Source organism: Paraglaciecola arctica (assembly GCF_018861065.1).
GTDB classification, from domain to species: domain Bacteria; phylum Pseudomonadota; class Gammaproteobacteria; order Enterobacterales; family Alteromonadaceae; genus Paraglaciecola; species Paraglaciecola arctica_B.
Map to the genome: position 1 here is coordinate 101,428 of NZ_JAHKQO010000048.1, position 24,544 is coordinate 125,971.

Below are 24,544 nucleotides of genomic sequence, written 5' to 3' on the forward strand. Positions count from 1 at the left end.
CTTAAAATCAAATCGGGTTTGACTTTAAGCCATCATTCGGCATTAATGAGCTATGCAAATTATTATCTTTGATACCGAATTCACCGCTTGGGAAGGGTCTGCGCAACGTAATTGGTCTCTTGATTGGGAACACCGAGAGATTATTCAAATTGCCGCGGTGAAAGTTGCGCTAGATTCAAATTGTGTGCAAGTCATTTCGAGTTTTAATACCTTAGTCAAACCCGTTGTTAATCCCAAGTTAAGCGACTATATAGTGCAACTAACCGGAATAGAACAACAAGTTTTGGATGATATGGGTATCGATTTTCAAGATGCATTGTCACAACTCCATGCTTTTTGCTCTCAAGGAACGTTACCCTGTTATTCTTGGGGCAATGACAAAAGAGTGTTACTAGACAATTGTTTATTAAGTGGCGTTGCGATGCTCGATTTTAATGGCGGATTTCATAATTTGCATCGCATCGCCCGAAACGCAAAACTAGATGGGGCGCATTTATGCAGCGGCGAATTAGCGAGTCATTTGGGGTTAGAACTGAATGGACACATTCATAACGCGCTTTACGACGTGCGCAGTATTGCACTTGCGCTTCAGCAATGGGTCGAAAAAGGAGCTTTACCGGCTTCTTTATTACAATCCAATTTACAATCAAAAAGTGCTATTCATTAGCCTCTGCCACAATCATCACGAAATAAAACTGGATAAGCTCGGGTCATGTCATGTTCAATCGTGTATTCACTTAACAAATGCACTAATTACAGATAGTAAAATACAGAGTAAATAGTGCTAGCGAAGCTTCCAACCATAGGACAAAACTAAATGAATCTTAAACGAGGGCTACTTCTCGTCACTATTGTGATGTTGATCGCCGCTTTTTTTATTTTTGATATCGGGCAATATTTAACTCTTGATAGTTTAAAAGCGCACCAACAAGATTTAGCTGAATACATTCAGTCAAATTGGTTGCAGGCATTTGTTATTTATTTTGTAATTTATGTTGCGGCCACAGCCCTTAGTTTACCCGGCGCGATTATTTTAACCCTAGGTGCCGGTGCATTGTTTGGATTAGGCTTTGGATTACTACTGGCTTCTTTTGCTTCTACAATCGGTGCCACACTGGCATTCTTAGTCTCGCGGTTTTTACTTAGGGATTGGGTTAAAGCCACTTTTTCTGAGCGTATTAAAGCAATAGACAAAGGTGTTGAAAAAGATGGGCCTTTCTATTTGTTAAGCTTAAGACTGGTGCCTATTTTCCCGTTTTTTGTTATCAATTTAGTCATGGGTGTCACCAGTATCAAAACCGTGACTTATTACTTTGTTAGCCAAATCGGTATGCTCATTGGAACGGCCGTTTATGTGAATGCTGGAACGCAACTAGCCGAGATCGAAGCGGTATCTGACATTGTCTCTCGAGATCTGATTTTATCTTTTGTGTTATTAGGCATTTTCCCAATTATTGCTAAATTGATTATTAATTTCATCAAACAAAAACGGGTCTATAAAGGTTGGCAAAAACCCAAATCCTTTGACCGTAATATGGTGGTCATTGGTGCAGGTTCTGCTGGGTTAGTCACTGCCTATATCGCGGCCGCAGTGAAGGCATCAGTGACGCTAGTGGAAAAACACAAAATGGGTGGAGACTGTTTAAATACAGGCTGTGTACCTTCGAAAAGTTTATTACATGCCAGTAAATTAGCGCATACCCATAAAGTGTCGGCTAATTCCGGGGTTAATTACCAAGCTCCAGAAGTTGACTTTAAAGCGGTCATGAATCAAGTACACAATGTAATCAAAACCATAGAGCCTCATGATTCTATCGAGCGTTATGAGTCCCTTGGGGTAAAAGTAGTGACGGGCAGTGCTACGATAGTCTCGCCTTGGCAAGTTGATATTCAGACTGCCGATGGAGTGCAATCGCTCACCACTAAAAATATTGTGATCGCTACGGGAGCCAGTGCTTTTGTGCCACCCATTCCCGGACTGCAGGATATAGATTACTTAACGGCTGATAACCTGTGGGAGTTAACCGAACAACCTAAACGCTTAGTGGTGTTAGGTGGCGGGCCGATTGGGAGTGAATTATCTCAAGCTTTTGGTCGCTTAGGCACACAAGTCACGCAAGTTGAAATGTTGCCACAATTACTGGCTAAAGAAGATCCAGACGCAGCCCAGTTTTTGTATGATCAATTAATAAAAGACGGCGTAGACGTGCGTTTGAATACTAGAGCAACCGCCATTGAAAAAACACCTGAAGGTAAGTTTATTGTTTTAGAAAAAGACGGTAAACAGGAAAAATTACCCTTTGATGAAATATTGATCGCAGTGGGTAGGATGGCTAACTTAAAAGGTTTTGGCTTAGAAAAACTGGACATTGAAACCAACAGAGTGGTGGTGACCAATGAGATGTTGCAAACCAAATATCCAAATATCTTGGCCGCTGGCGATGTCGCGGGTCCCTACCAGTTTACCCATACCGCAGCTCACCAGGCATGGTATGCAGCAGTAAATGCGTTATTTAGACCCTTTAAAACCTTCAAAGTCGATTACCGAGTGATTCCTTGGGCAACTTTTACCGACCCCGAAATTGCCACTGTAGGTCTAAACGAACAAGCTGCGAAAGAGCAAAATGTAGAATACGAAGTAACCCGTTATGATATCGGTGGCTTAGACCGAGCATTAGCAGACGATCACGCAAAAGGGTTTGTAAAAGTACTGACACCTCCAGATAAAGATAAAATACTAGGGGCGACTATTGTAGGGGCCCAGGCAGGAGAGCTTATCGCAGAGTTTGTGTTAGCAATGAAATACAATCTTGGTATGAATAAACTTCTCGGTACAATTCATATTTATCCGACTATGGCTGAAGCGAGCAAGTACGCCGCTGGGAACTGGAAAAAAGCCCATACACCGGAAAAATTGTTGGCATTTGTTGAGCGTTTTCATACATGGCGTCGTTCCTAAATGGTTAATAAATTGATTAAGGGTAAAATACTTTGTTATTTCTTTACGGCGGCTTTGATGATGATCTCAACTCTAGTACAAGCCTTTGACCATCAACACCAGAGCTTCACTGAAGTATTGAGTAAAGTCGTCAAGTTGTCTCCCGATAAAAAACAAACGCGGGTAGATTATGGGCAGCTTCATAAGAAGCCAGAACAGTTAAATCACTATTTAGCCCAACTATCTTCAGTTAAACAAAGCGAATACCAGCAATGGAGCAGTGATGAGCAACTTAGTTTTTTGATCAATGCGTATAACGGTTTTACCTTACAATTGATTGTTCACAACTACGCTAAGTTTCAAACTGGTAAAGCGAAATCGATTAAAGATTTAGGTAGTTTTTTCTCTAATCCGTGGAAACAATCGTTTTTTACGCTGTTAGGCGAAAAGCGCAATTTAGATGATATAGAACACCAAATGATCCGCCAATGGTTTGCACGACCGCGTATTCACGCGGCTTTAGTTTGTGCTGCAGTAAGTTGTCCACCATTGAGGCCTGAAGCTTTTGTTGCTGATAAACTGAATCAGCAATTAAATAGTCAAATGTTGCAGTTTTTATCAGATGACCAACGCAACACTATCAAAATCAGTGAGAATACTGTGTACCTTTCGTCTATTTTTAAATGGTACCGTGAAGACTTTGAAAAAGGGCAGCAAGGATTTAACCGGCTCGAAGACCTGATTAAAGAATATCAAGCTGAATTGGCTAATTACCCTCAACAACTGACTTGGTTGCAAAAACAAGACTATAGTATTCGTTTCTTAGACTACGATTGGCGGCTAAATGACATCTCTACGTTTTAAGGTTTTAAGCCGTCGATTTATCCTATGTTTACTTTGGATTTTTGCGGCGGCCGTGCAGGCTCAGTCTGAGTCAACAACTGTAGATGTTATTCAACAAAGCAGTAAACAATGGCAACAAACCTTAAAAGCGGCTCAAGGTCAGTCAGTGTATTTTTATGCATGGGGTGGTTCAAAGGCGGTAAATGATTATTTACGATGGGCAACACGTGAAATTGCGCGGCAATATCGCATTAGACTCATTCACGTTAAAGTCACTGACCCTTCCGAACCCGTGTCTCGACTTAAAGCGGAAAATGGCCGTACCAGTGCTATCGACCTAATTTGGGTAAACGGGGAAAATTTCGCCTATTTAAAGCAACAGGGTTTCTTAATGGGGAATTTATGGGCAACGATCCCAAACTCATCGAATTTGGCGGTGGATAAACTCCCTATCACTGTGGATTTTGGTGAGCCAATGGAGGGTTTTGAGGTGCCATGGGGAATTGGGCAATTTAATTTAATTGCTGAGAAAGCCCTGTATCCGGCACAACAACTCAGTGCAGCTTCGTTATTAGATGTGGCCAAAAATCATCCACAAACAGTCACTTATCCTAGGCCACCTGAATTTCATGGTACGACTTTTCTAAAACAACTCTTAATTGATTTAAGCCATGGGGATCCTCGCTTATATCAATTGGCCTCAGAACAAGCTAAGAGCGAATTATTACCCGCGTTATGGCAGTATTTAGATAAATTACATCCGCATTTATGGCAACAAGGTTTAGCTTTTCCAAGTTCTTCAGCGGAACAATTTTTATTGTATCAACAAAAAAACCTCTCAATGGCGGTAAGCTTTAATCCTAATCAGTGGTTAAAAGAAAAAAGCACCCAACAGATTTCTGAGTCGAGCGAGAGACGTTACTTTACTCATGGTGCCATAACCAATAGCCATAACCTTGCTATTCCTAAACATGCACCAAATTCAGAAGCCGCTAAAGTGGTGATTAACTTTATGTTGAGTGAAAAAGCTCAGCGTGAAAAATTTTCGGGGGTATGGGGTGACCCATCAGTCATCACTACATTGTTTGATGAAAAAGCCACTATGCCTGCCCATCCAGAACTGCACAGTTCGTGGCATGTCGTTATTGAGGACATATGGCAACAAAAGTACGGCGGCTAGGATTAGTCTGCGGATGGTCCTTGGTTGCTGGCATTTCTATGTTGCCAATTTTGGGTATTGTTGTGGGATTGTGGCCGCAAGAGCCGCTCACGTTTGCCGGTTTTGAGTCTTTTTTAGGCTATCAAGGTTTAACAACGTCAATTGTAATGACGTTGCTCACGGCTATATTAAGTTCCTTAATCTCCTTGTACATAGCGTTTGTGGTATATAGCCAGTACCACCTAAGCCAGCGGTTACAGTCCTTTGAAAAATACCTAGCGCCGCTTTTATCTATGCCTCATCTCGCTATCGCTATAGGTCTAGTGTTTCTGTTTAGTGACGGCAGCATATTTTTTGTCGATTCAGGACTTCCAAGGAAAGGATTGGCGACTCTGACTCTGACTATTGTTATAAAAGAAGTACCGTTTTTTCTATTGATTTTTAGTGCCTTAGGGCGTCAATTACCGATAAAAAATTGGTTACTACAAGGTAAAGCTTTGGGCTATCAAGCGTATCGATGTTGGTGGTTCTTAGTGTTTCCGCCCTTACTTAAACAATCACGTTTAGCCTTGTTAGCGGCCACTGCTTATACTTTGTCTGTGGTAGATGTGAGTTTGTTAGTTGGACCAAACATACCCGAGCTATTTGCTGTATCAGTATACCGTTGGCAAACGAGCTTTGCAGATGGTGATCAGGTGTTGGGGTTCTGGTCTAATGTTTTACTGTTACTACTATTGGTGGTGTCAGTATCGTTATTATATGCCCATGAAAAGCTGGCCTTTGCTGGATGTAAATCTCTCGCCACCCAAGGTCGTCGTTTTTTAGTAGGAAGAATTAGTCCTATTTTTAAAGCTTGGATACCTCTATCAGGTGTGTTGACCGCCCTAATGATATTGGTATTTGTGTTGTGGTCTTTAGGTTATGACTGGCACAGTAGTCGCCCTAGTTTTAGTCAGTTAAGTACCGTATTGTGGCGAGATGAGTGGTTGTTTTTTGCATTACCGTTGCAAAATTCACTGTTAATTGCTGGTTTAGCAGGTTTACTAGGGGTGGCACTGGCATTGTTAGCGTTGGAGCTACAGCGTCAAAGAGGTCAATACTGGCCTGATTATTATTGGTTGTTGGCTATTATTTTACCGCAACTGAGCATGGTATTAGGTTGGCAAATTTTACATATTTGGTTGCAAGGTGGTTATCACAGTGGTTGGATTGTTTTGTCTCATTTACCTTTTACCTTTGCCTACGGGTATTTAGTGTTAAAAGGTCCGTTTCAGAATGTTGATGAGCGTTACGAATTATTGGCCGCTAGCTTTGGATACTCCCTGTGGCAGAGCTGGTGGTTGGTTAGATTTAGATTGTTACTTCCTGCTATTTTTACAGGTTTGGCAATTGCCTTTTCGGTCAGCGTTGCTCAATACATCCCCACTATAATGATAGGAGCGGGGCGAGTCACAACTATCACCACTGAAGCGGTAGTGATAGGCACTGGTAGTCAACAAAATCTCATTGCACTTTACGTATTATTACAATCCATCTTACCTTTTATGGCGTTCTTTATTGCTGCATTGTTAGCGCGAAGATTTAGAGGAAGTGTTGGAGGATAAGATGTTAGAAGTTATTGATTGCCAAATTGAAGCAAAAACTTGGTGTATTACCTTGCCAGATATTCAGGTGCACAAAGGTGAACTGTTAGTGGTCACTGGACCAAGTGGTATCGGAAAGTCGACTTTATTACATTGGTTGTTGGGTAATAATCCTCAGCACGTCAGCATTAAAGGTCAGATTATTTTATCGGGTGCCAACATAACTGATTTGCCAATTGAGCAAAGGCAAGTCGGGTTATTAATGCAAGATGTATTGCTGTTTCCGCATCTTGATGTTCAAGACAATATTTGTTTTGCACTACCCAAAAGTCAGCAGTTATCTTCTAAAAAACAAAGGCGTGCTGCAGCTATGGATTTGCTTGAACAAATAAACTTGGCCCACCTTGCCGTTCGTTACCCTCAAAACCTCAGTGGCGGTGAACGTTCTAGAGTTGGCTTAATTAGAGCATTAGCCAATCAGCCACAAGTTATGTTGCTAGACGAACCATTTGCGGCATTAGATCCCAATACCAGACAACAAATGGGGGCATGGGCATTTCAGCAACTCGCCCAGCAAGATATTCCCAGTGTTATGGTGTCTCATGATGTAGAGGACATTCCCGTATCAGCTCAACAACTATGTTTAGCTGATTATTACCACGTTTTAGAGTCAAATAACCAATGATCGATCCCTTACTCAACAAAATATTTAGGCCACCACTAGCTTTAGCGGCACAACCCTTAGTTCGACTGGGTATTTCTGCAAATCAAGTGACTGTTTTTGGATTCGCGATAGGGATGTTGGCAGTGCCTGCCATTATTGCTGAATATTTTGATTTAGCTTTACTACTTATTTTGCTTAACCGATTGAGCGATGGGCTAGATGGAGCGGTTGCGCGACTAACTCACACCACAGATGCGGGTGGGTTTTTAGATATTTCTTTGGACTTTATTTTTTACTCGGCCATAGTTTTTGCTTTTATTGTGAGTCATCCACAACAAAATGCATTAGCAGGCAGCCTGTTAATGTTGTCGTTCACTGCTACCGGTAGTTGCTTCTTAGCCTTTGCAATCATGGCCAGTAAACACCAAATTGCTAACCCTCAATATCCGAACAAAAGTTTGCATTATATGGGGGGCTTGGCAGAAGGTTTTGAAACCATAGTGGTACTATGCTTGTTTTGTTTATTTCCCGAGAACTTCGTTTTTATCGCATTGGTCTATACTGCAGCTTGTTTTATTACTGCAGCCGTGCGGATCTTTAGTGGATACCAAACACTCAACAAGCTAAAGTAAATAAATTTGGTTTACTCAATCAACTCAATTAAAAGGAATTGTTATGAAAAAATTATTTATATTGGTGTTAGCTATTACCACACTCCAAGCTAAAGCTGATGTTGAACTGGTACCCTTAGATATGGAATTAGGTTATTGGGAAACAACATCTGAAATGGACATAGAAGCAATGTTAGCCAATATACCTGAGTCACAAAGAGCGACCCTTGGCGCTATGATTTCTAAAAAAATGAAAATACCTGTAGTTAAACAATGTATTACCCAAGAAACTCTTAAAGATATGGAGGCTCAAATGAAAGAGTCGTTTAAATCCGCAGGCAATGATTGTGACTTACAAGTGAAAAAAAGCACTTCACAGGAATTTAGCGGTGTACTCACCTGTGCAGGTGGAGAAGCCACTACGACTATTAATACTAAAGTGATTAATTCCAAACGTGTTGAAAGCCAAGTCGTAGGCGATATGGGAGGTATGGGTAAAAATAATATCACTACTGTTGGTGAGTGGAAATCGGCAAGCTGCCCTTAGCTTCAAGGTTTTTCGGTAAAAAAAAGTGTAGCTGCAGTCAATTAACCGTTCAATTCGGACGTTATTTTTCGGCAGCTAATAAGATCTATTTCAATAGGTGATTTTTTAAAACTTTGGCATTACAATCGAATCCTCACATAGGGTGTTTTTTAATCTAAAGTAGCTAAGTATCATGGGAAAAGATAATCGTGTTAAGTTGGACGATTTTGATGAAGAAGAAATAATCGGTTCATCAAAAAATAAAGGCTCTGCAAAAATTCGAGCGGAACTTGAAAAAAAACAACGTGAAAAAAGACTTAAAAATAGTGAATCAAAAAAACGGCATCAACCCGATCCCTCATTTCAAAAACAAGACTAGTTAAATTTAGACGGTTGGATTTTTGGAATACGTTGGCCGCCAGACGCTTCAATAGATATTTGCCGAAGTAACTGGAGGTCTGAATGATTTGGGCCGACTATTGAGGATATCTATTAGTTTTAGTTCCCAGAATTGAATTATTTGGCCAATCTAGGCGCAGTAGAATATGGATGACTTAGATTGCTGACAGAATAATTGATTACCATCAATATCAAAATATGAATTACCGTTAAGCTAGCTGTTGTTCTTACGCAAAAGGGCTGAAACGACTAAAAAGTGACTATTGATAAATAGTGCATATACTTTTTGAAAGGTTTTAGCTTTAGATCAGCTTGGCATCAATATCATCGTTCCTCAGTATAATCTCCAAAAGATACTTTAAATTATGAAAAAAATATTAACTCATTTTATATTTCTGCCCCTTATTATTATTGCTGCGGTGGCTTTGGTGATTATACAGCTCAATTCTAAGCAGGAGATTGAGCACCAAAACGTACAGTTTCCAGTAAAAACAGTTGAAGTATTAACCGTTAAAAAAATCCCCTTTCGTACCCGTGCTATGGCTTATGGCAATGTAGAGCCAGCAACGGTGTTAAAGGCTAAATCAGAAGTAAACGGCAAAGTTAGTTATATACACCCTGAACTCAAACAAGGTGGCAGTTTACCTAAAGGTACAACCGTTTTAAGAATTGAAACCACCACATTTGAGATTTCATTAGATTCTAGCAGAGCAGGCTTGGCGAGCAGTCAATCGTCCTTACAACAAATAGAAGCAGAAGAAAAAAGTGCTAAACGTTCGTTACAAATTGCGCAAAAGAACTTAGAGCTAGAATTAGCAGAGCTTGAAAGAGTGAAAGTGTTGGTAGAGGCTCGTACACTCGCTAGAAATCAGCTTAATATTGAAGAGCAAAAAGTCCTTCAACTAAGCTCTACAGTGCAAGATTTACAAGGTCAAGTCGATACCTATGCAAGCCGAAAAGCGTCGATACGTGCTCAAATTAAACAATCAAAAAGTCAGGTTGACCAGAGTGAAGATTCCCTCATACGTACCGAAGTTGTGCTCCCTTTTGATGCGCGAATAGGCACTGTTTCAGTCGATGTGGGTGAATTTGTCGCAGCGGGTGGTCAATTATTTGAAGCCTTGGGAATAGAAGCGGTTGAAATTAATGCCCAATTACCCATAAAACATGTACGCCCTCTAGCGAGTACTATCAATGGTGACGGTAACGCTCAGTTAGTTAACTTGCAGGGCAGTACCAATTTGCAGCAAGCGGTTACGCATTGGAAACTAGACGCAAATGTTCGTATTGTTGGAGGTGATCCAAATACTCTATGGAATGGCGTGCTCCTTCGTATTAGCGAGTCGGTTGACCCCACGCGCGACACTGTGGGTTTGGTTGTTGCCGTTGACAAACCTTATGAAGGCGTGATCCCTGGAGTACGTCCCCCCTTACTAAAAGGCATGTATGCTTCAGTAGAATTCCTCTCTCAAGCTGCAGATATGCTGGTTATTCCTCGTAAAGCATTACATGAAAATCGTGTTTATGTTGTGAGTGAAAAAAACACCCTATCCATTCGTCCTGTTCAAATTAACTATTCCCAAGGCCAGTTAGTGGTGGTTAAAGGGGGACTCAAGGAAGGTGAAAAGATAATCATCAGTGATCTTGTTCCGGTTATTGAAGGCATTAAACTTGAACTGATCGAATCTGATGAATTCCAAAAAGAATTTGAAGCTCTCGCCTTGGGCACAAAATAATGATCCGCTATTTCGTTTCTCATCCAACAGCAGCCAATATCTTAATGATGGCAATTATCGCCATTGGATTAGTGGCCTTACCCAGTTTAAATAAAGAAACATTTCCGAAGATAGAGCTTAATCAGGTACAGGTTAGTGTTGCTTATCCTGGCGCTTCTCCTTCTGATGTTGAAGAAGGGATTTGTAACCCGTTAGAAGATGCGACAGATGGTATTAGTTTCACAAAAGAGCAGCGCTGTGAAGCTCGCGATAATATTGGCATGCTGATCATGGAGATGCAGGAAGATGGAGAGATACGTCAATTTATAGATGATATTAAATCTGCAGTCGATGGCATTATGGATTTCCCTGAAAATGCCGAAGATCCGGTAATTACAGAATTAGGGCGAACCGAAGCCGTTGTAACAGTGGCGATAACTGCAAAAAACTTATCATCGCCCGAACTTAAAGCGTTAGCCGAGTATTATCGCGATAAATTACTGGCTTTACCCCAAGTCCCGATTGTTACCGTTTCCGGTTTTTCTACCCATCAGTTGAATGTTTTGGTTAAGCCAAACACCATGCTTCAATACGACTTGAGCATTAACGATATTGCTGATTTGATTAAATCACAAGCATTGGAATTACCCGCTGGTGTACTTGAATCCAAAGATACGTCCTACCAAATTCGTTTTGATAATTCCCGTAAAACCGCAGATGAATTAGCTTCTTTAGTTATTATTAACACCAATAAAGGCGGAGAAATACGCTTAGGTGATATTGCTACTATTGAAGATCAATTTGAAAATTTAGAAGAACGTGTAGAGCTTGATGGCAAGCAAGCTGCTCTACTCAAAGTCAATAAAAACTCCAGCGACGACACCATCACCATATTCGATGCGGTACAAGAATTTGTTGACCAAGAAAACCTACGTTTACCCGACGGCACCCAGTTAACGCTAACCCAAGATGCTGCGAGTATTGTTAAAGACCGACTGCAATTATTATTGAAAAATGCATGGCAAGGATTACTGCTAGCAACACTGGCACTTTTCTTATTTTTTAGTTACCGCTATACCTTTTGGATAGCACTAGGACTACCCGTTTCTTTCCTGGGTGGTTTAGCTGTTATGAGTACCTTGGGCGTGAGCATCAATATGATCTCTATGGTTGCCTTGTTAATGGCAATCGGTATTTTAATGGATGATGCCATCGTACTGTCAGAAAGTATTTCCCATGAATATAATCAAGGCAAAAGCCCCATGGAAGCGGCTATTTCAGGCACACAAAAAGTAGCCCGCGGGGTGTTTTCTTCTTTTATTACATCGGCGCTATTGTTTGGCAGTTTGTTGTTTATGAAAGGAGATATGGGCCAAGTAATGGGGGTTCTACCCGTGGTCTTGCTGGCTGTTTTGACCTTTAGTTTACTCGAAGCGTTTTTGGTTTTACCTCACCACTTAAAGCATTCATTGGAGCATTCTCATCAAAAGGAGAAACCCAAATGGCGTAATCGTTTCGACGCTAACTTTTTAAAACTTCGTGATCTTTTTACAGAGTTTGCTAAAAAAGCTATTACCTATCGCTACATTACTGTGGGTTCAGCTTTTGCCTTGTTGATACTTTCAATCGGCATGTTGGTAACTGGCACCATAAAATTTAAGGCGTTTCCTGATCTTGAAGGCAATAGGCTTGAAGCGCGTATTCTGTATCCACAAGGCACTCCTCTAGAAACGACCGAAGCATTGGTTGAAAGGCTCATCACTGCGGCTCGTAAAACCCAAGACCAATTTCAACAAAATGAGTCGCTCGCACTTATTAAAAATATCCAAGTTGCCTATAGCGAAAATGGTGACTCCAGCGAAACAGGGGCTCACCTAGCAACTGTCAATTTAGAGATTTTAGACACTGAATTACGGCATACATCACTTGCCGATTTTACTCCCGCTTGGCGCAACAATACGGGGTCAGTACCGGGTATTATTAGCCTGCAATTTAAAGAGCCTTCATTGGGGCCGGCGGGGCGAGCGATTGAAATTCAGTTAAGTGGTAATGACCTTGGGGAGCTATCTAAGGCATCTTATGAAATTCAAAACTGGTTGATCGGTTATGACGGTGTTTCCAATGTGCTTGATGATTTACGCCCTGGAAAACCGCAATTTAAAGTGAAGTTACTACCTGGTGCATTAGCAGCAGGAGTAGATGCGCAACTAGTCTCAACGCAGTTACGTTCGGCCTATCAAGGCGCCAAAGTTAATGATATCTACAAGGGGCGAGAAGCCTACGAAATTAACGTTAAATTAGATAGTCGTCTCGAAGATGCCCTTGCTGATTTTGACGATATGATTATCTTTTCTAAAACCGGCCAAAGTGTACCGTTAGTGAGTGTTGCCACCATTGAGGAATACCGTGATTATGCTCGTATCGGTCATGTTAACCATCAACGAGTAGTTAATGTATTTGGTAATATCGACTCTGCTAAAGCCAATACGTCGGAAGTATTAAGTGATACCCAAGAGCGTTTGTTTCCTGAACTTAAAAAACGCTACCCCGACCTTAAAATTTCATTAAAAGGTGAAATCGAAAGCGGGGCAGAAACCAATAATTCTATATTCTCCGGCTTCTTCCTTGCCCTTACTGGTGTATTTTTATTATTAAGTTTGCAGTTTAAAAATTACCGAGAGCCATTGGTAGTAATGTTAAATATTCCACTTGCACTGATTGGCGCTATTATGGGTCACTATATTATGGGACTCGATTTTACTATGCCGAGTATGATTGGTTTTGTATCCCTCGCTGGTGTGGTGGTGAATGATTCAATTTTACTGGTTGAATTTGTTAAATACCGGGTTAAGGAAGGCATGGTATTACATGATGCTGCGAGTCAGGCTGTGCATGATCGCTTCCGAGCTATTTTCCTCACTTCGATAACCACCATCGCCGGGATGGCTCCATTATTATTAGAAACCAGCTTACAGGCACAAGTGTTAATCCCATTAGTAACCAGTATCGTCTTCGGAATGCTAACTTCAACAATGTTGGTGCTGTTAGTGTTACCGGCGGCCTATGGAATCATGGAAGATATTGGTTTTATAGAGTTAACCAATGAAGAAGAAGGCATAGAGCCTGAAGAAGTTGCCCATCTTGGATAGCAACAAATTGGATATCTATTTGCGAAATGGCATTAATAACAAAGCTTTGAGGCTGGTATTGGTTTGAGAGCTTGAATACTCTTTTAAACCTAATAACAGTACCGCTGCGATTTTTACAACTAAGCTCAGGGCAATTTCTATAGGGTGAAAAGACAGGCCTGTAGAGGCGACGAGACGGTTTTACAAAGGTTGCCAAGATAAAAATGCTAGACTAATTGCGTTTCTTAATAAGCTCTTAAGTCTTTAAAACTCTTAAGCGTTGCAGTACTTAAGTGTGTAAAGTTTAAATAAAAGGAACTAAAAATGTACCACGGCTCTTGTTTGTGTGGCGCTATAAAAATTGAGCTATCTGGCTCAATCGAAGATATTATCCATTGTCATTGTTCGCTTTGCAGAAAAAATAGCGGTACAGCGTACGCTACGAATGGTTTTATTAATACTAGCGAGCTCAATATAACCGATCCACAAAATAAGCTTGGCACATATGAATTTAAGCCAGGGAAAAATAGACATTTTTGCACAGTCTGCGCATCTCCAATTTTCAGTTCAAATGCAGATAATCCTAGTAAACTCAGGATCCGCCTGGGCATCATTGATTCAGATATAACTGAAAGACCTTTGTCTCATAATTTTGTATCGTCAAAAGCCAATTGGGATAATTTAGACGCAGACATCCCCAGATATAACGGGTTTGAACCTGCACGTGCACGACACAGCAAGTAAATTTATCGCGGATTTTAAAAATTAAATGATTTGATGTGGTTAGCTGAGATACAGGTTATTTTAAAGCCGTTGTTAGTCATCATTCAGCTTAGTCTTTTGGCTAAAAGGCATTAACAACAAAGCCTTTAATGGGGTATTCACTTGCTCAGTGGAGTATTCTTTTAAGCCCAATTGAATACCATCGTCACCGTTTTTGGCCTGGTCGATATAGCTTCCAAATAACCTATCCCAAATGGATAAATTAAATCCAAAATTACTGTCTGTTTCATTAACTATGTAACTGTGGTGAATCCTGTGCATCGCTTGAGTGACAATCAGGGTACGTAAACACTTATCTAATTTAGACGGCAGTTTGATATTGCTGTGATTAAAAATAGAACTGGCGTTGAGTAATACTTCAAACACTAAAATCGCCACTAATGGCGCACCTAGGAATAGCACCGCGGCAATTTTCACCACTAAGCTTAGAGCTATTTCTATAGGATGAAAACGCAGACCCGTTGAAGCGTCAAGGTGCGGATCGGCGTGATGCACTCTATGGATCTTCCAAAGTATTGGAACGCGATGAAAAAGCCTGTGTTGCCAGTAAATTAGACAGTCCAATAACATTACTGTGATAGGCACAGTTACCCACAGGCTCAATGTTAAATTATTCCATAATCCAATCTGATTGTTTTGTGCGTAAATCGCAATAGCTGCCAAACCCGCTGGGATCATGAGCCTAGCGACCATGGCACCAAGCACCACTAAAGTGAAGTTACTTAGCCAACGTTTACCCGCACCGACAGGCGAATGGCGATTGGGTTTGAGGTATTCCCAAAGCATCATGATGGCTAATACTGAAATGAATACCCCAAGTCTAATCCAAGTTTCATTAATCATAGTGAGTGATGTTTACCCTTTAGGTGAATCAATTAGGAATATACCTGCAACTTCGATATTATCATCGAGATAATAAATTACAGGTCACTTATTTACAGGACATTATTTTTATGAAAATTCTTACATTAATTGCTGGTGTATTGGCTTTATTGTTGTTGCTGCTCTCTGGTCCGTTATATCAAGCAGAGATTCTTGGATTAATGAACGCATTTTTAGCCATGCGAGTTGCATTAATGGTAGGTGCGTTAGCAATTGTTTTGGCGTTAATCCAAATTATTTTTATGCGCAAAAATATCTCTTGGCCTGCAACTGGTGTGGCAGTGATATGTGCAGCTGTCGCAATTGTTGTACCTTTGAGTATGATGAACAAAGCCAAGTCAGTGCCTCCCATTCACGATATCACAACCGATTTAATTAACCCGCCTAAATTTGTTGCTATTTTACCGCTACGTGTTGATGCGCCAAATCCAGCTGATTATCAAGGTGAAGAAATCGCTAAACAACAGCGAGTCGCTTACCCAGAATTACAAACTCAAAAGTATCAACAAACAACAGATCAGGTATTTGACGCAGCGTTAGCGGCAGTGAAAAAAATGGGTTTAGAGTTAGTTAATTCCGATAAAAATACTGGTTTGATTGAAGCCTACGACACTACCACGTTTTTCGGCTTTGTTGATGATGTAGTCATTCGTATCCAAAAAGATGGCCAGGTGACCATGCTTGATGCCAGAAGTAAGTCACGTATTGGCAAAAGTGATATAGGTAAAAATGCACAACGTTTAAATTCATTAATCGCTGGTGTTAATAACAACCTAAATTAGCGCTTTCAATTTGCTTGCCTTTATTAAAGGCAAGCAATGCCTCTATTCAACACTCATAACATCTATCTATTGTGCCGAATGTATTTAAAGATTATTTACCACACATTCATTTGACAATTCCCAATTCACAACGTAATTTGACGATTGACCCTTGAGGTTAGGTTGCCCCCTAAAACCTAGTTCTGGAGCAAATCAAAATGGATCTTTTTCTAAACGAAGTGTTTAGCTTCCCTACTATAATATTCACCATTCCGTTGATTGTGTTACTGCTATTCTGGCTCATGGCTTTTGCAGGTTTAGCGGATATCGAAATGTTTGATATTGATGCCGATGCACAAGGTGATTCTGCTGTAGGCGGTTGGCTTGAAACTTTTGGTCTAAATGGTGTGCCTCTCACTGTTGCGCTCACTTTAGTTGATATTTATGCCTTTGCTTTGACCTATTTACTTCGAAAGACTGTAACGCCTCTATTTGATGGCATACTCTCGGCAACCGCTATCGGTTTTATTGTGGCGATCTTTGCATTAATGGTGGCGTTACCTATTGCTGCTCTTAGTTGTAAACCACTGCGTAGAGTCTTCGAAACCCACGAAGCCGTGTCTAAGAGAGATTTAGGTGGTGTTATTTGCACAGTCACCACACAAACTGTGACTGAGTCTTTTGGTCAAGCGACCTCAGACGACGGTATGGTGTACGCAGTAAGAGCCAATACCCCAAATGATTTATGTAAAGGTAGCCGTATCGTTTTGTTAGAATATTCTACAGAGCATGATAGTTACATTGTTGCTTCTGAAGCTGAAGTGATGGCAATGTCATCCACCAACCTATAACCTTCTTTTCTTAATCTATGTAGTAACGGAGTAAACACTAATGAATGCTGAAAGTGACGTAATTTTCTGGATCTCTCTTGCCGTTGGCATTTTTGTAGTAGTGATGGGAATCATTTTGATGTTAGCGCGCCTTTATAAAAAGGTTGAGCAAGGCCGCGCCATGATCATCAACAAAATGGGTAACGAGCCAACAGTCACCTTTACCGGTGGTGTGGTTATTCCTGTTTTTCATAAAATGGAAATTATGGATATCTCCCTAAAAACCATTGAAGTAGACAGAAGTGGCTCTGATGGCTTGATTTGTAATGACAACATTCGCGCCGATATCAAAGTAGGCTTTTTTGTTAAGGTAAATAAAAACCGTGATGACGTAATGAAAGTGGCTCAAGCCATTGGTTGTGAACGGGCATCAAACATTGCCACCTTAGAAGACTTGTTTAGTGCTAAGTTCTCAGAAGCTCTTAAAACCGTAGGTAAGTCTTTAGAATTTGAAGAGCTATACGCCAAGCGTGACAAATTCCGTGACATGATAATTGATAATATCGGCACCGACCTAAACGGCTATGTGCTTGAAGACGTGGCTATTGATTACCTTGAGCAAACTCCATTAGAAAAGCTCGACCCAAACAACATCTTAGACTCTCAGGGTATTCGTAAAATCACCCAATTGACCGCAGAGCAACATATTCAAACCAATGTGTTTGAGCGTGACGAAGAGATGAAAATCAAGCGTAAAGACGTTGAAACTCGTGAAGCAATCCTTGAATTAGAACGCCAGCAAGCTGATGCAGAAGCAAAGCAGAAGCGCGAAGTTGAAACAGTCGTAGCCCGTGAATCTGCCGAAACCGAACGTGTACAACACGAAGAAAAACTTAAGTCTGAACAAGCTCGCGTGCAGGCAGAACAAGAAATCGAAGTACAAGAGCAAAACAAACAACGTGAAGTTGAAGTCGCTGAAAACAACCGGTTACGTGCCGTTGCCATTGAAGAAGAGCGAGTTGTAAAAGCCCGTGAATTAGAGCAAATAGATCGCGAAAAAGAAGCCTCGCTACAGCGTATTGCGAATGAAAAACTCCTAGAGCACGAAAAGCGAGAAATTGCCGATGTGATCCGTAGCCGGGTTGAAGTAGATAAAACGGTAGCTGAAAAAGAAGAAGAAATTAACGATGTTAGGATAATTTCAGAGGCTGAACGTTTAAGAAAGTCTAAAGTAATAGCTGCAGAAGCTGAAGCTGAAGAAGCCTTAGTGAAAGATATTAAAGCGGCAGAAGCGGCAGAAAAATCAAGCGAATTTTTGGCTAAAGAGAAAGCCACGATAGCCGCAGCTGATTTAGATGTAGCTGAAAAACGAGCATTATCACAACGTAAAGAAGCAGAAGGTAATGAAGCACTTGCTGCGGCTACAGGCCTTGCTGAAGCTAAAGTAATGGAAGCCAAGGCCATAGCAGCAGAACAAGAAGGTATGGCTGAAGTAAGAGTACAAGAAGCCATGGCAGATGCCGTTGAGAAAACTGGCGTGGCCGAAGCTGAAGTTATGGCTAAAAAAGCCGCAGCCGAAGCAGAAGGCATGACCAAGAAGTTTGAGGCCATGGGCACCATGTCTGATAGCCAGCGTTCACATGAAGAATTCAGAATGCGTTTAGACAAGCATCACGAAGAAAACATGGAATCTATCACTACCAATGTAGAAATTGCTAAACAACAAGCCCTAGTGTTATCTGAAGCCTTGAAAGAAGCCAATATCGATATTGTAGGTGGCGATACCAGTTACCTAGACAGCTTTGTTAAATCTTTGTCTGTGGGCAAAGCAATTGACGGCACTATAGGTAAAAGTGAAACCTTACAAACTGCGTTTGCAGACCACTTTAACGGGGATGCCAGTTTTGTAGAAGATGCCAAAGAGTTAGTGGCTGGATTTGGTGGTGCTAGTGGTAATGCAAAAGATACCGCAATTACTGCTCTGGTGGCTAAATTCCTAAAAGAAGGTGGAGACAATCCACAAATAATGGATTTGGTGGCTAAAGCACTCAGTGCAAAAGGCACTAAACCCGACACCCCTTCAAGCTAATAGAGCGTTCGAGGGTAGCTTTCGCTGCCCGTTTTAATTAGCTGGGAGTATTTTAATGACAGATCACACTATGACTGATCAAAATCAGCTTGATCAAGCGGTTGCTGAAGGTGGCGCATACGAAGTGATTCGTGCCCGCTTAACGGAACAAGCCTCGACCCTTAAACAAAAAGTTGATGCCCTAAACCAAGCTCGAATTGATGAGTTTGGGCAAGCTAAACTTGATGTGCTTAGCCGAGTACGAGTTAGAACAGAAAACAATTGTGTTGCCCGCGACATAGTGCCAGTTGGCGATAACATTCTATTTGGTTACAACGTATTTATTGGTCTCAAAAAAGAGACCAAAGTCCAAGATGTGTTTGGTCTGTTCAAGTTAAAACCAAACGCAGCAGGGTTTGAGCTAGAAGCCCAAGACTTATCCGGTAGCTTTTTAGCAGATGCTAACTTTGTTAAAGAATTCAGCGAGTTATACGTTTATTACAAAGAAGCTAAGTTAATTCAGCTTAAGATACAAAACCAAACTCTGTTTGCAGTATTTCAAATTGGTCGAAAAATTGAAGATACCCGAGTATTTCAATGGCGGGTTAATAAAGATGGCTCAGCTAGTTACATTGATAACCGTGGCGAGAGGGCCATCAAAACCCCTGCTTCACATGATTTTGAATGGTTAAAGGCTGGCCGCGAACAACACGAAACCGGGCAACACCCCCACGTTAATATTCTCGATACGGTTTTTGTAGAAACCATTAGTGGGCAACTTACTATAAAAGTTGAGAATAATACCCAAGATGGTTTAGGCATTTATAATGAGCCAGTAGACGACCAAACCCAAAGCTTAGCTGATGCTGATATTCAATATGCACAAATTGGTAGCTTGATACTGTTAAAAATTCAGCCCTATCGAGAAAAACAGTATCGTTACTTAGTGTTTAACACTCGTACTAATCAAGTGACACGTATTGATGCCATAGGCTTGGCTTGCGTGTCGTTACCTGAAGATCACGGCATTATTTTCCCCGGTGGTTATTACCTACAAAATGGTGAAACTAAGTCTTTCCCTGATGAGATAGAAGGTTTACGTTTTAAACGTACTATCCGCTCGCCCAATGGCGAAGATGTGTTGTATGTGTTTTACGAACCAGAGTCTGGTTTGGTGGGCTTGTATTCTTACAACCTTATTCGTAAAGCCTTACAAAACCCTATTTATGCTCATGGTTATAGTGTGTTTGAAAACGGCACTATGGTGGTGTTTGTGGCTGAAGACGAAGCCACTCGTGTACATCCCATGCAGGTATGGGAGACCCCCTATTTCAGTCAAGAACATGCCGCTAAACAGCCCACAAGCGACAGCTTTTTTAGTCGTATCGGCAATAAAGAATTAGTGCGGGGTATTTCTGACCTAATTGCCATAAATCGTTCGGTGGCCAACCCAAATCCAAGTCGTAATTTATACGAAGATTTAATCAAAACCTGCCGTACTATGTTCGACAGTTATTATTGGTTAACCGAGCCCGAAGTGGATGGCCTGGGCGAAGTCGTTAAAAATATCACTGCTACCGCCGAGTTGGTAATCGATGAATTTATTAAAGTTGAGCAAATCCGACTTCAGGCTGACAAAGCCCTAACTCAAGCCGAGCAAAAACAGGCTGATGTGTTAGCCACAGTTAAGATTAGTGATTGGCAATCGCCCGAACACTATGTGGATTGTTTAACGGCTTTACGACAACAGCGTGGTCACTTGATCACCCTTAAAGATCAACGCTATATCAACAAAGCACGTATTACCGAGTTAGATACCCAAGTAACTGAACAATTTGAAATTGTCAGTAGTGCTACCGTTGAATTTTTAGCGGCTGATAAAGCCCTACAGCCTTATCACGACAAAATTATCACCTTAGAAAACAGTGTGGCTGAAGTCACACTAGTGGTAGATATTAAGCCATTAATCGATGAACTAGATGGTTTATCTATGGGCCTAGACTTATTAACCGAGATATTAAATGGCTTAAAAGTAGATGATGCCACAGTCAGAACTAAAATCCTTGATGATATTTCTGAGATCTATGCCAAGTTAAACCAAGTTAAAGCCCAAGGCAAAAAGCGCCGTAAAGAACTAGGCTCTGGTGAGTCTTCTGCTGAGTTTGCCGCGCAGTTCAGATTGTTTTCCCAAAGTATTAATAGCGCCATTGCTATGGTGGATACGCCAGAAAACGCCGACGAGCAGCTATCACGATTAATGATTCAGCTAGAAGAGTTAGAATCTAAATTCAGTGAGTACGATCAGTTTTTATCCGACATTATGGATAAGCGCGAAGAGTTACATAGTGTTTTTGAAAGTCGCAAACAAAGTTTATTAGAAGACCAACAGCGCCGCTCGCAAAATTTATATGGCGCTGCCGAACGTATTTTAAAAGGCGTCGCCCGTCGTGCTTACTCTTTTGGCGATCCTGACCAGTTAAATACCTACTTTGCCTCAGACCCTATGGTGATGAAAATCGCCGATTTGGTGGCGCAATTACGCGAATTGAATGACCCAGTTAAAGCAGATGATTTAGAAGCACAACTAAAAGCGGCCAAAGAACAAGGTATTCGTAGTTTACGAGATAAGCAGGATATTTTTGAAGACGGCGGCGCTGTTATCAAGTTAGGTAAACATAAGTTTAGTGTGAATTCACAAAACTTAGACCTAACCTTATTACCCCGTGATGATGGTCTGTATTGCCACTTAGTGGGCACAGATTATTTTGAACAACTCGATAATCAAGAACTAAATGATTTAAAGCCCTATTGGCAGCAGGCTTTAGTATCTGAAAATCAGCAAGTAAGCCGTATTGAATATTTAACCTCTTTAATTATTCGTGATGCTGAGCAACAACAAAATGGTCAGTCAATTAATGCCTTATACAAACTAGCGGATGATCCAAAGGCCTTACTTGAACTGGTGCGCAAGTATATTGCAGCTCGCTATCAAGAGGGTTACGAAAAAGGCGTGCATGACTCAGATACCGTTAAGGTTTTACAAGCTATTTTACCTGTGCATCAAAAGGCAGACTTATTACGTTTTGCGCCTAAAGCCCGTGGTTTAGCCATGATGTTTTGGGCGTTTTCAAGCCGAGACAAAAACCAAGAAAAGATTTGGCAAAGCCATGCTTTTAGTGCCCAGCTTTTGGCAAATTCCTTTAATAGCCTTAAGGGTTTTGAGCAACTACAGCAAAGTTTGCTGCAAAGATTACAAGGGTTTTGTGAGCAGTTTGGATTAACCTTTAGCCACAACGAAATTCAGCAAAGTACTGAATATTTAAGTGCAGAACTTGCACACAACAAACTCGCCTTTATCAGTAGCCAGCCAGCTAAAAGTTTATCTGAGAACTTCACCAAGCAGTTAGATGCCTTGGGCCATGGCCACGAATTCCAAGCGGCTATGGCACAGTTTAATCAGTTGATTGAACAGGCACCTACCGATGGACTTCATATACCAGGTTTAGAAGAACAGTGGTCGCTTACTAACGCTTGGTTGGCAGCTACTTTGTCAGAAAATGATAAGGCGCAGCTAGCCCATTATATACCAGAAGCCGCAGCCCTTATTATTTGCCAAGACAAGCTAAATACTCGCCCTAGTCAGGTCGACCTAAATGTCACCATTGATGGCTTGTTGAGTGATCACCCGAATATTAAAGATAGCCAACTGCTTATTGCCCTAGATGAATTCAGTGAACGCCTAAACCTGTATCACATTCAACACGTAGCGAATTTTCATCGATATCATGAGTTACGCCAGCAACAAATGGAGCTAAGCAAACAAGAGCTACAACTCGATGCGTATAAGGCCAAACCTCTTAGTTCGTTTGTACGTAACCGTTTAATTAACGAAGTGTATCTGCCTATTATTGGCGATAACCTAGCTAAACAAATGGGTACAGTGGGCGACAATAAACGTACCGATTTAATGGGGCTGTTATTACTTATTTCGCCGCCAGGTTATGGTAAAACCACCTTGATGGAATATGTGGCCGACCGCCTAGGTTTAGTGTTTATGAAAGTAAACTGTCCGTCACTTGGCCATGATGTTACCTCCATCGACCCTGAAAACGCACCTAATGCTACCGCTCGACAAGAACTTGAAAAGCTCAACTTAGGCTTAGAAATGGGCAGTAACGTGATGTTGTATTTGGACGATATTCAACATACCCACCCTGAGTTCTTACAAAAATTTATTTCATTGTGTGATGGCACTAGGCGGATTGAAGGGGTTTGGAAGGGCCAAGCTAAAACCTACGACATGCGTGGTAAAAAATTCTGTGTAGTCATGGCAGGTAACCCTTACACCGAATCAGGCGATGTATTTAAAGTGCCCGACATGTTGGCTAACCGAGCTGATATCTACAACTTAGGTGACGTACTTGGCGGTAAAGAAGAACAGTTTGCTCTGAGCTACATAGAAAACGCGCTGACCTCAAATCCAGTATTAGCGCCGCTAGCACTGCGAGATATGCAAGATGTCTACAAGCTAGTCACTTTGGCACAAAATGAAAATGGCGAAACGAGCAGTAGCGACCTAAGCCATCAATATAGCGGTGCAGAGGTGAACGAAATAATCAGTGTGTTAAAACACTTAAGCACCATTCAAGATGTGATCTTGAAGGTAAATTTACAATATATTCAATCCGCGGCTACTGCAGAAGATTACCGCGAAGAGCCGCCATTTAAACTGCAAGGTAGTTATCGCAACATGAATAAAATGGCCGAAAAAGTCTCGGCTGTTATGAATCATGATGAGTTGATGCAACTCATCGGCGACCATTACACGGGTGAAGCGCAAACCCTGACGTCGGGCGCCGAAGAAAACTTACTTAAACTGGCTGCATTACGGGGCGTGATGGACGACGAAAAAACTGCTCGTTGGCAGCACATTTGTAGCGCCTTTAGCAGTAAACAAACCCTAAAAGTAGAAGGTGACCCCACCACACAAGCGGTGCAACAACTAGGGCAAATGGCCAGTTCGTTAGAAGCCATAAAGCTTGATATGCAACAATCTGATACCACAGATCTCATCAAGCCCATAAACCGCGTAGCCACTGCCATGCACTTGTTAAGTAAGGTATGGTCGGGTGCTACCGAAGACGATTTTAAGAAAAATAAGTAATTTGAAAGCTGTTGTTTAATTAGCCACAGTATTAGAGATTAAGTCATGAGGGCAAAAATATGAATGGTGCTGGTGGAAGTTCAGGCGGTATAGGTCAATTTTTTATTGGTGTGGTAATGATGTGTGGTGGTTTTTATTTGTTACTTAACGCCATTACTGTTTCTTCAAACTTTGGTCTAGGTACACGGCTATTTGGTTTGGGTAATAACTTTGGGGTAACAGGTGGCATGATCATGATCCCTTTTATTTTCGGCATTGGATTGGTGTTCTTTAACGCTAAAAACATTCTGGGTTGGCTGTTAACTTTAGGTTCCATGACTGCGTTAATTTTTGGTGTGATTTCATCAGTGAGATTTAACTTACGCACCATGACAACTTTTGAATTGATTGTGATTTTAGTGTTAGCCGTGGGTGGATTAGGACTGTTTTTGCGATCATTGAAAAAAATTGATGCTAAGTATAGTTAAGTTGCAAAGTAATGAGCGTGAAT

Annotated in this window: 18 protein-coding genes; 17 read left to right on the forward strand and 1 reads right to left on the reverse strand. The window is 41.2% G+C overall.

What is annotated here, in order from left to right; genetic code table 11:
* Positions 1 to 52 precede the first annotated feature (52 nt).
* The 12 genes from KO534_RS21175 (at position 53) to KO534_RS21230 (ending at position 14,310) form a co-directional block, all read left to right on the forward strand.
* Entirely contained in the window at positions 53 to 667 is a 615-nt protein-coding gene (locus KO534_RS21175) for a 3'-5' exonuclease (protein WP_215933044.1), read from the forward strand.
* A 150-nt stretch (positions 668 to 817) separates the two neighbouring features.
* Positions 818 to 2,959 carry an FAD-dependent oxidoreductase gene (locus KO534_RS21180; protein WP_215933046.1) on the forward strand — a complete coding sequence of 714 codons (2,142 nt, stop codon included), beginning with the start codon at positions 818 to 820 and terminating at the stop codon, positions 2,957 to 2,959.
* A gap of 57 nt (positions 2,960 to 3,016) precedes the next feature.
* Positions 3,017 to 3,802 carry a DUF547 domain-containing protein gene (locus KO534_RS21185; RefSeq protein ID WP_252732335.1) on the forward strand — a complete coding sequence of 262 codons (786 nt, stop codon included), beginning with the start codon at positions 3,017 to 3,019 and terminating at the stop codon, positions 3,800 to 3,802.
* Positions 3,783 to 4,961, forward strand: coding sequence for an ABC transporter substrate-binding protein (locus KO534_RS21190; RefSeq protein WP_215933050.1), 1,179 nt, complete (start codon positions 3,783 to 3,785; stop codon positions 4,959 to 4,961). The genes KO534_RS21185 and KO534_RS21190 overlap by 20 nt, the downstream gene beginning before the upstream one ends.
* Positions 4,937 to 6,544 carry an ABC transporter permease gene (locus tag KO534_RS21195; protein WP_215933052.1) on the forward strand — a complete coding sequence of 536 codons (1,608 nt, stop codon included), beginning with the start codon at positions 4,937 to 4,939 and terminating at the stop codon, positions 6,542 to 6,544. Before KO534_RS21190 ends, KO534_RS21195 begins: the two co-directional genes overlap by 25 nt.
* Before the next feature lies 1 nt (position 6,545).
* Positions 6,546 to 7,208 carry an ATP-binding cassette domain-containing protein gene (locus tag KO534_RS21200; RefSeq protein WP_215933054.1) on the forward strand — a complete coding sequence of 221 codons (663 nt, stop codon included), beginning with the start codon at positions 6,546 to 6,548 and terminating at the stop codon, positions 7,206 to 7,208.
* The gene (locus KO534_RS21205; RefSeq protein WP_215933056.1) at positions 7,205 to 7,819 is read left to right on the forward strand and encodes a CDP-alcohol phosphatidyltransferase family protein; all 615 of its coding nucleotides are present in this window, start codon (positions 7,205 to 7,207) and stop codon (positions 7,817 to 7,819) included. Before KO534_RS21200 ends, KO534_RS21205 begins: the two co-directional genes overlap by 4 nt.
* Before the next feature lie 43 nt (positions 7,820 to 7,862).
* Positions 7,863 to 8,345 (forward strand): DUF3617 domain-containing protein, encoded by a 483-nt coding sequence (locus KO534_RS21210; protein ID WP_215933058.1) that lies wholly within the window; start codon positions 7,863 to 7,865, stop codon positions 8,343 to 8,345.
* A 172-nt stretch (positions 8,346 to 8,517) separates the two neighbouring features.
* Positions 8,518 to 8,703: a hypothetical protein gene (locus tag KO534_RS21215; RefSeq protein WP_215933060.1), complete on the forward strand. Its 186-nt coding sequence runs from the start codon at positions 8,518 to 8,520 to the stop codon at positions 8,701 to 8,703.
* 385 nt (positions 8,704 to 9,088) lie between these two features.
* A complete protein-coding gene (locus KO534_RS21220) occupies positions 9,089 to 10,459 on the forward strand; it encodes an efflux RND transporter periplasmic adaptor subunit (protein WP_215933062.1) in 1,371 nt (456 codons plus the stop codon).
* Entirely contained in the window at positions 10,459 to 13,587 is a 3,129-nt protein-coding gene (locus tag KO534_RS21225; protein WP_215933064.1) for an efflux RND transporter permease subunit, read from the forward strand. The genes KO534_RS21220 and KO534_RS21225 overlap by 1 nt, the downstream gene beginning before the upstream one ends.
* A gap of 303 nt (positions 13,588 to 13,890) precedes the next feature.
* Positions 13,891 to 14,310 carry a GFA family protein gene (locus KO534_RS21230; RefSeq protein WP_215933066.1) on the forward strand — a complete coding sequence of 140 codons (420 nt, stop codon included), beginning with the start codon at positions 13,891 to 13,893 and terminating at the stop codon, positions 14,308 to 14,310.
* Between the two features lie 72 nt (positions 14,311 to 14,382).
* Here the strand turns inward: KO534_RS21230 and KO534_RS21235 are convergent, their stop codons facing one another.
* The gene (locus KO534_RS21235; protein WP_215933068.1) at positions 14,383 to 15,192 is read right to left on the reverse strand and encodes a sterol desaturase family protein; all 810 of its coding nucleotides are present in this window, start codon (positions 15,190 to 15,192) and stop codon (positions 14,383 to 14,385) included.
* Positions 15,193 to 15,302: 110 nt separating this feature from the next.
* Here KO534_RS21235 and KO534_RS21240 point away from each other — a divergent pair, with 110 nt between their 5' ends.
* The 5 genes from KO534_RS21240 (at position 15,303) to KO534_RS21260 (ending at position 24,521) form a co-directional block, all read left to right on the forward strand.
* Positions 15,303 to 16,013 carry a DUF1499 domain-containing protein gene (locus KO534_RS21240; protein WP_215933070.1) on the forward strand — a complete coding sequence of 237 codons (711 nt, stop codon included), beginning with the start codon at positions 15,303 to 15,305 and terminating at the stop codon, positions 16,011 to 16,013.
* 197 nt (positions 16,014 to 16,210) lie between these two features.
* On the forward strand, positions 16,211 to 16,843 hold the full coding sequence (locus KO534_RS21245; protein WP_215933072.1) for a YqiJ family protein: 633 nt from the start codon (positions 16,211 to 16,213) through the stop codon (positions 16,841 to 16,843).
* A 40-nt stretch (positions 16,844 to 16,883) separates the two neighbouring features.
* On the forward strand, positions 16,884 to 18,911 hold the full coding sequence (locus tag KO534_RS21250) for a flotillin family protein (protein ID WP_215933074.1): 2,028 nt from the start codon (positions 16,884 to 16,886) through the stop codon (positions 18,909 to 18,911).
* Between the two features lie 55 nt (positions 18,912 to 18,966).
* Positions 18,967 to 24,054 carry a DNA repair ATPase gene (locus KO534_RS21255; protein WP_252732336.1) on the forward strand — a complete coding sequence of 1,696 codons (5,088 nt, stop codon included), beginning with the start codon at positions 18,967 to 18,969 and terminating at the stop codon, positions 24,052 to 24,054.
* A gap of 59 nt (positions 24,055 to 24,113) precedes the next feature.
* Positions 24,114 to 24,521: a hypothetical protein gene (locus KO534_RS21260; RefSeq protein WP_215933076.1), complete on the forward strand. Its 408-nt coding sequence runs from the start codon at positions 24,114 to 24,116 to the stop codon at positions 24,519 to 24,521.
* The last annotated feature ends 23 nt before the right edge of the window (positions 24,522 to 24,544 follow it).

Excerpts from the sequence above, each read along its gene's own strand:
- KO534_RS21175 (WP_215933044.1), top strand. The coding sequence starts at position 53 with ATGCAAATTATTATCTTTGATACCGAATTCACCGCTTGGGAAGGGTCT.
- KO534_RS21180 (WP_215933046.1), top strand. The coding sequence starts at position 818 with ATGAATCTTAAACGAGGGCTACTTCTCGTCACTATTGTGATGTTGATC.
- KO534_RS21185 (WP_252732335.1), top strand. The coding sequence starts at position 3,017 with ATGATGATCTCAACTCTAGTACAAGCCTTTGACCATCAACACCAGAGC.
- KO534_RS21190 (WP_215933050.1), top strand. The coding sequence starts at position 3,783 with ATGACATCTCTACGTTTTAAGGTTTTAAGCCGTCGATTTATCCTATGT.
- KO534_RS21195 (WP_215933052.1), top strand. The coding sequence starts at position 4,937 with ATGGCAACAAAAGTACGGCGGCTAGGATTAGTCTGCGGATGGTCCTTG.
- KO534_RS21200 (WP_215933054.1), top strand. The coding sequence starts at position 6,546 with ATGTTAGAAGTTATTGATTGCCAAATTGAAGCAAAAACTTGGTGTATT.
- KO534_RS21205 (WP_215933056.1), top strand. The coding sequence starts at position 7,205 with ATGATCGATCCCTTACTCAACAAAATATTTAGGCCACCACTAGCTTTA.
- KO534_RS21210 (WP_215933058.1), top strand. The coding sequence starts at position 7,863 with ATGAAAAAATTATTTATATTGGTGTTAGCTATTACCACACTCCAAGCT.
- KO534_RS21215 (WP_215933060.1), top strand. The coding sequence starts at position 8,518 with ATGGGAAAAGATAATCGTGTTAAGTTGGACGATTTTGATGAAGAAGAA.
- KO534_RS21220 (WP_215933062.1), top strand. The coding sequence starts at position 9,089 with ATGAAAAAAATATTAACTCATTTTATATTTCTGCCCCTTATTATTATT.
- KO534_RS21225 (WP_215933064.1), top strand. The coding sequence starts at position 10,459 with ATGATCCGCTATTTCGTTTCTCATCCAACAGCAGCCAATATCTTAATG.
- KO534_RS21230 (WP_215933066.1), top strand. The coding sequence starts at position 13,891 with ATGTACCACGGCTCTTGTTTGTGTGGCGCTATAAAAATTGAGCTATCT.
- KO534_RS21235 (WP_215933068.1), bottom strand. The coding sequence starts at position 15,192 with ATGATTAATGAAACTTGGATTAGACTTGGGGTATTCATTTCAGTATTA.
- KO534_RS21240 (WP_215933070.1), top strand. The coding sequence starts at position 15,303 with ATGAAAATTCTTACATTAATTGCTGGTGTATTGGCTTTATTGTTGTTG.
- KO534_RS21245 (WP_215933072.1), top strand. The coding sequence starts at position 16,211 with ATGGATCTTTTTCTAAACGAAGTGTTTAGCTTCCCTACTATAATATTC.
- KO534_RS21250 (WP_215933074.1), top strand. The coding sequence starts at position 16,884 with ATGAATGCTGAAAGTGACGTAATTTTCTGGATCTCTCTTGCCGTTGGC.
- KO534_RS21255 (WP_252732336.1), top strand. The coding sequence starts at position 18,967 with ATGACAGATCACACTATGACTGATCAAAATCAGCTTGATCAAGCGGTT.
- KO534_RS21260 (WP_215933076.1), top strand. The coding sequence starts at position 24,114 with ATGAATGGTGCTGGTGGAAGTTCAGGCGGTATAGGTCAATTTTTTATT.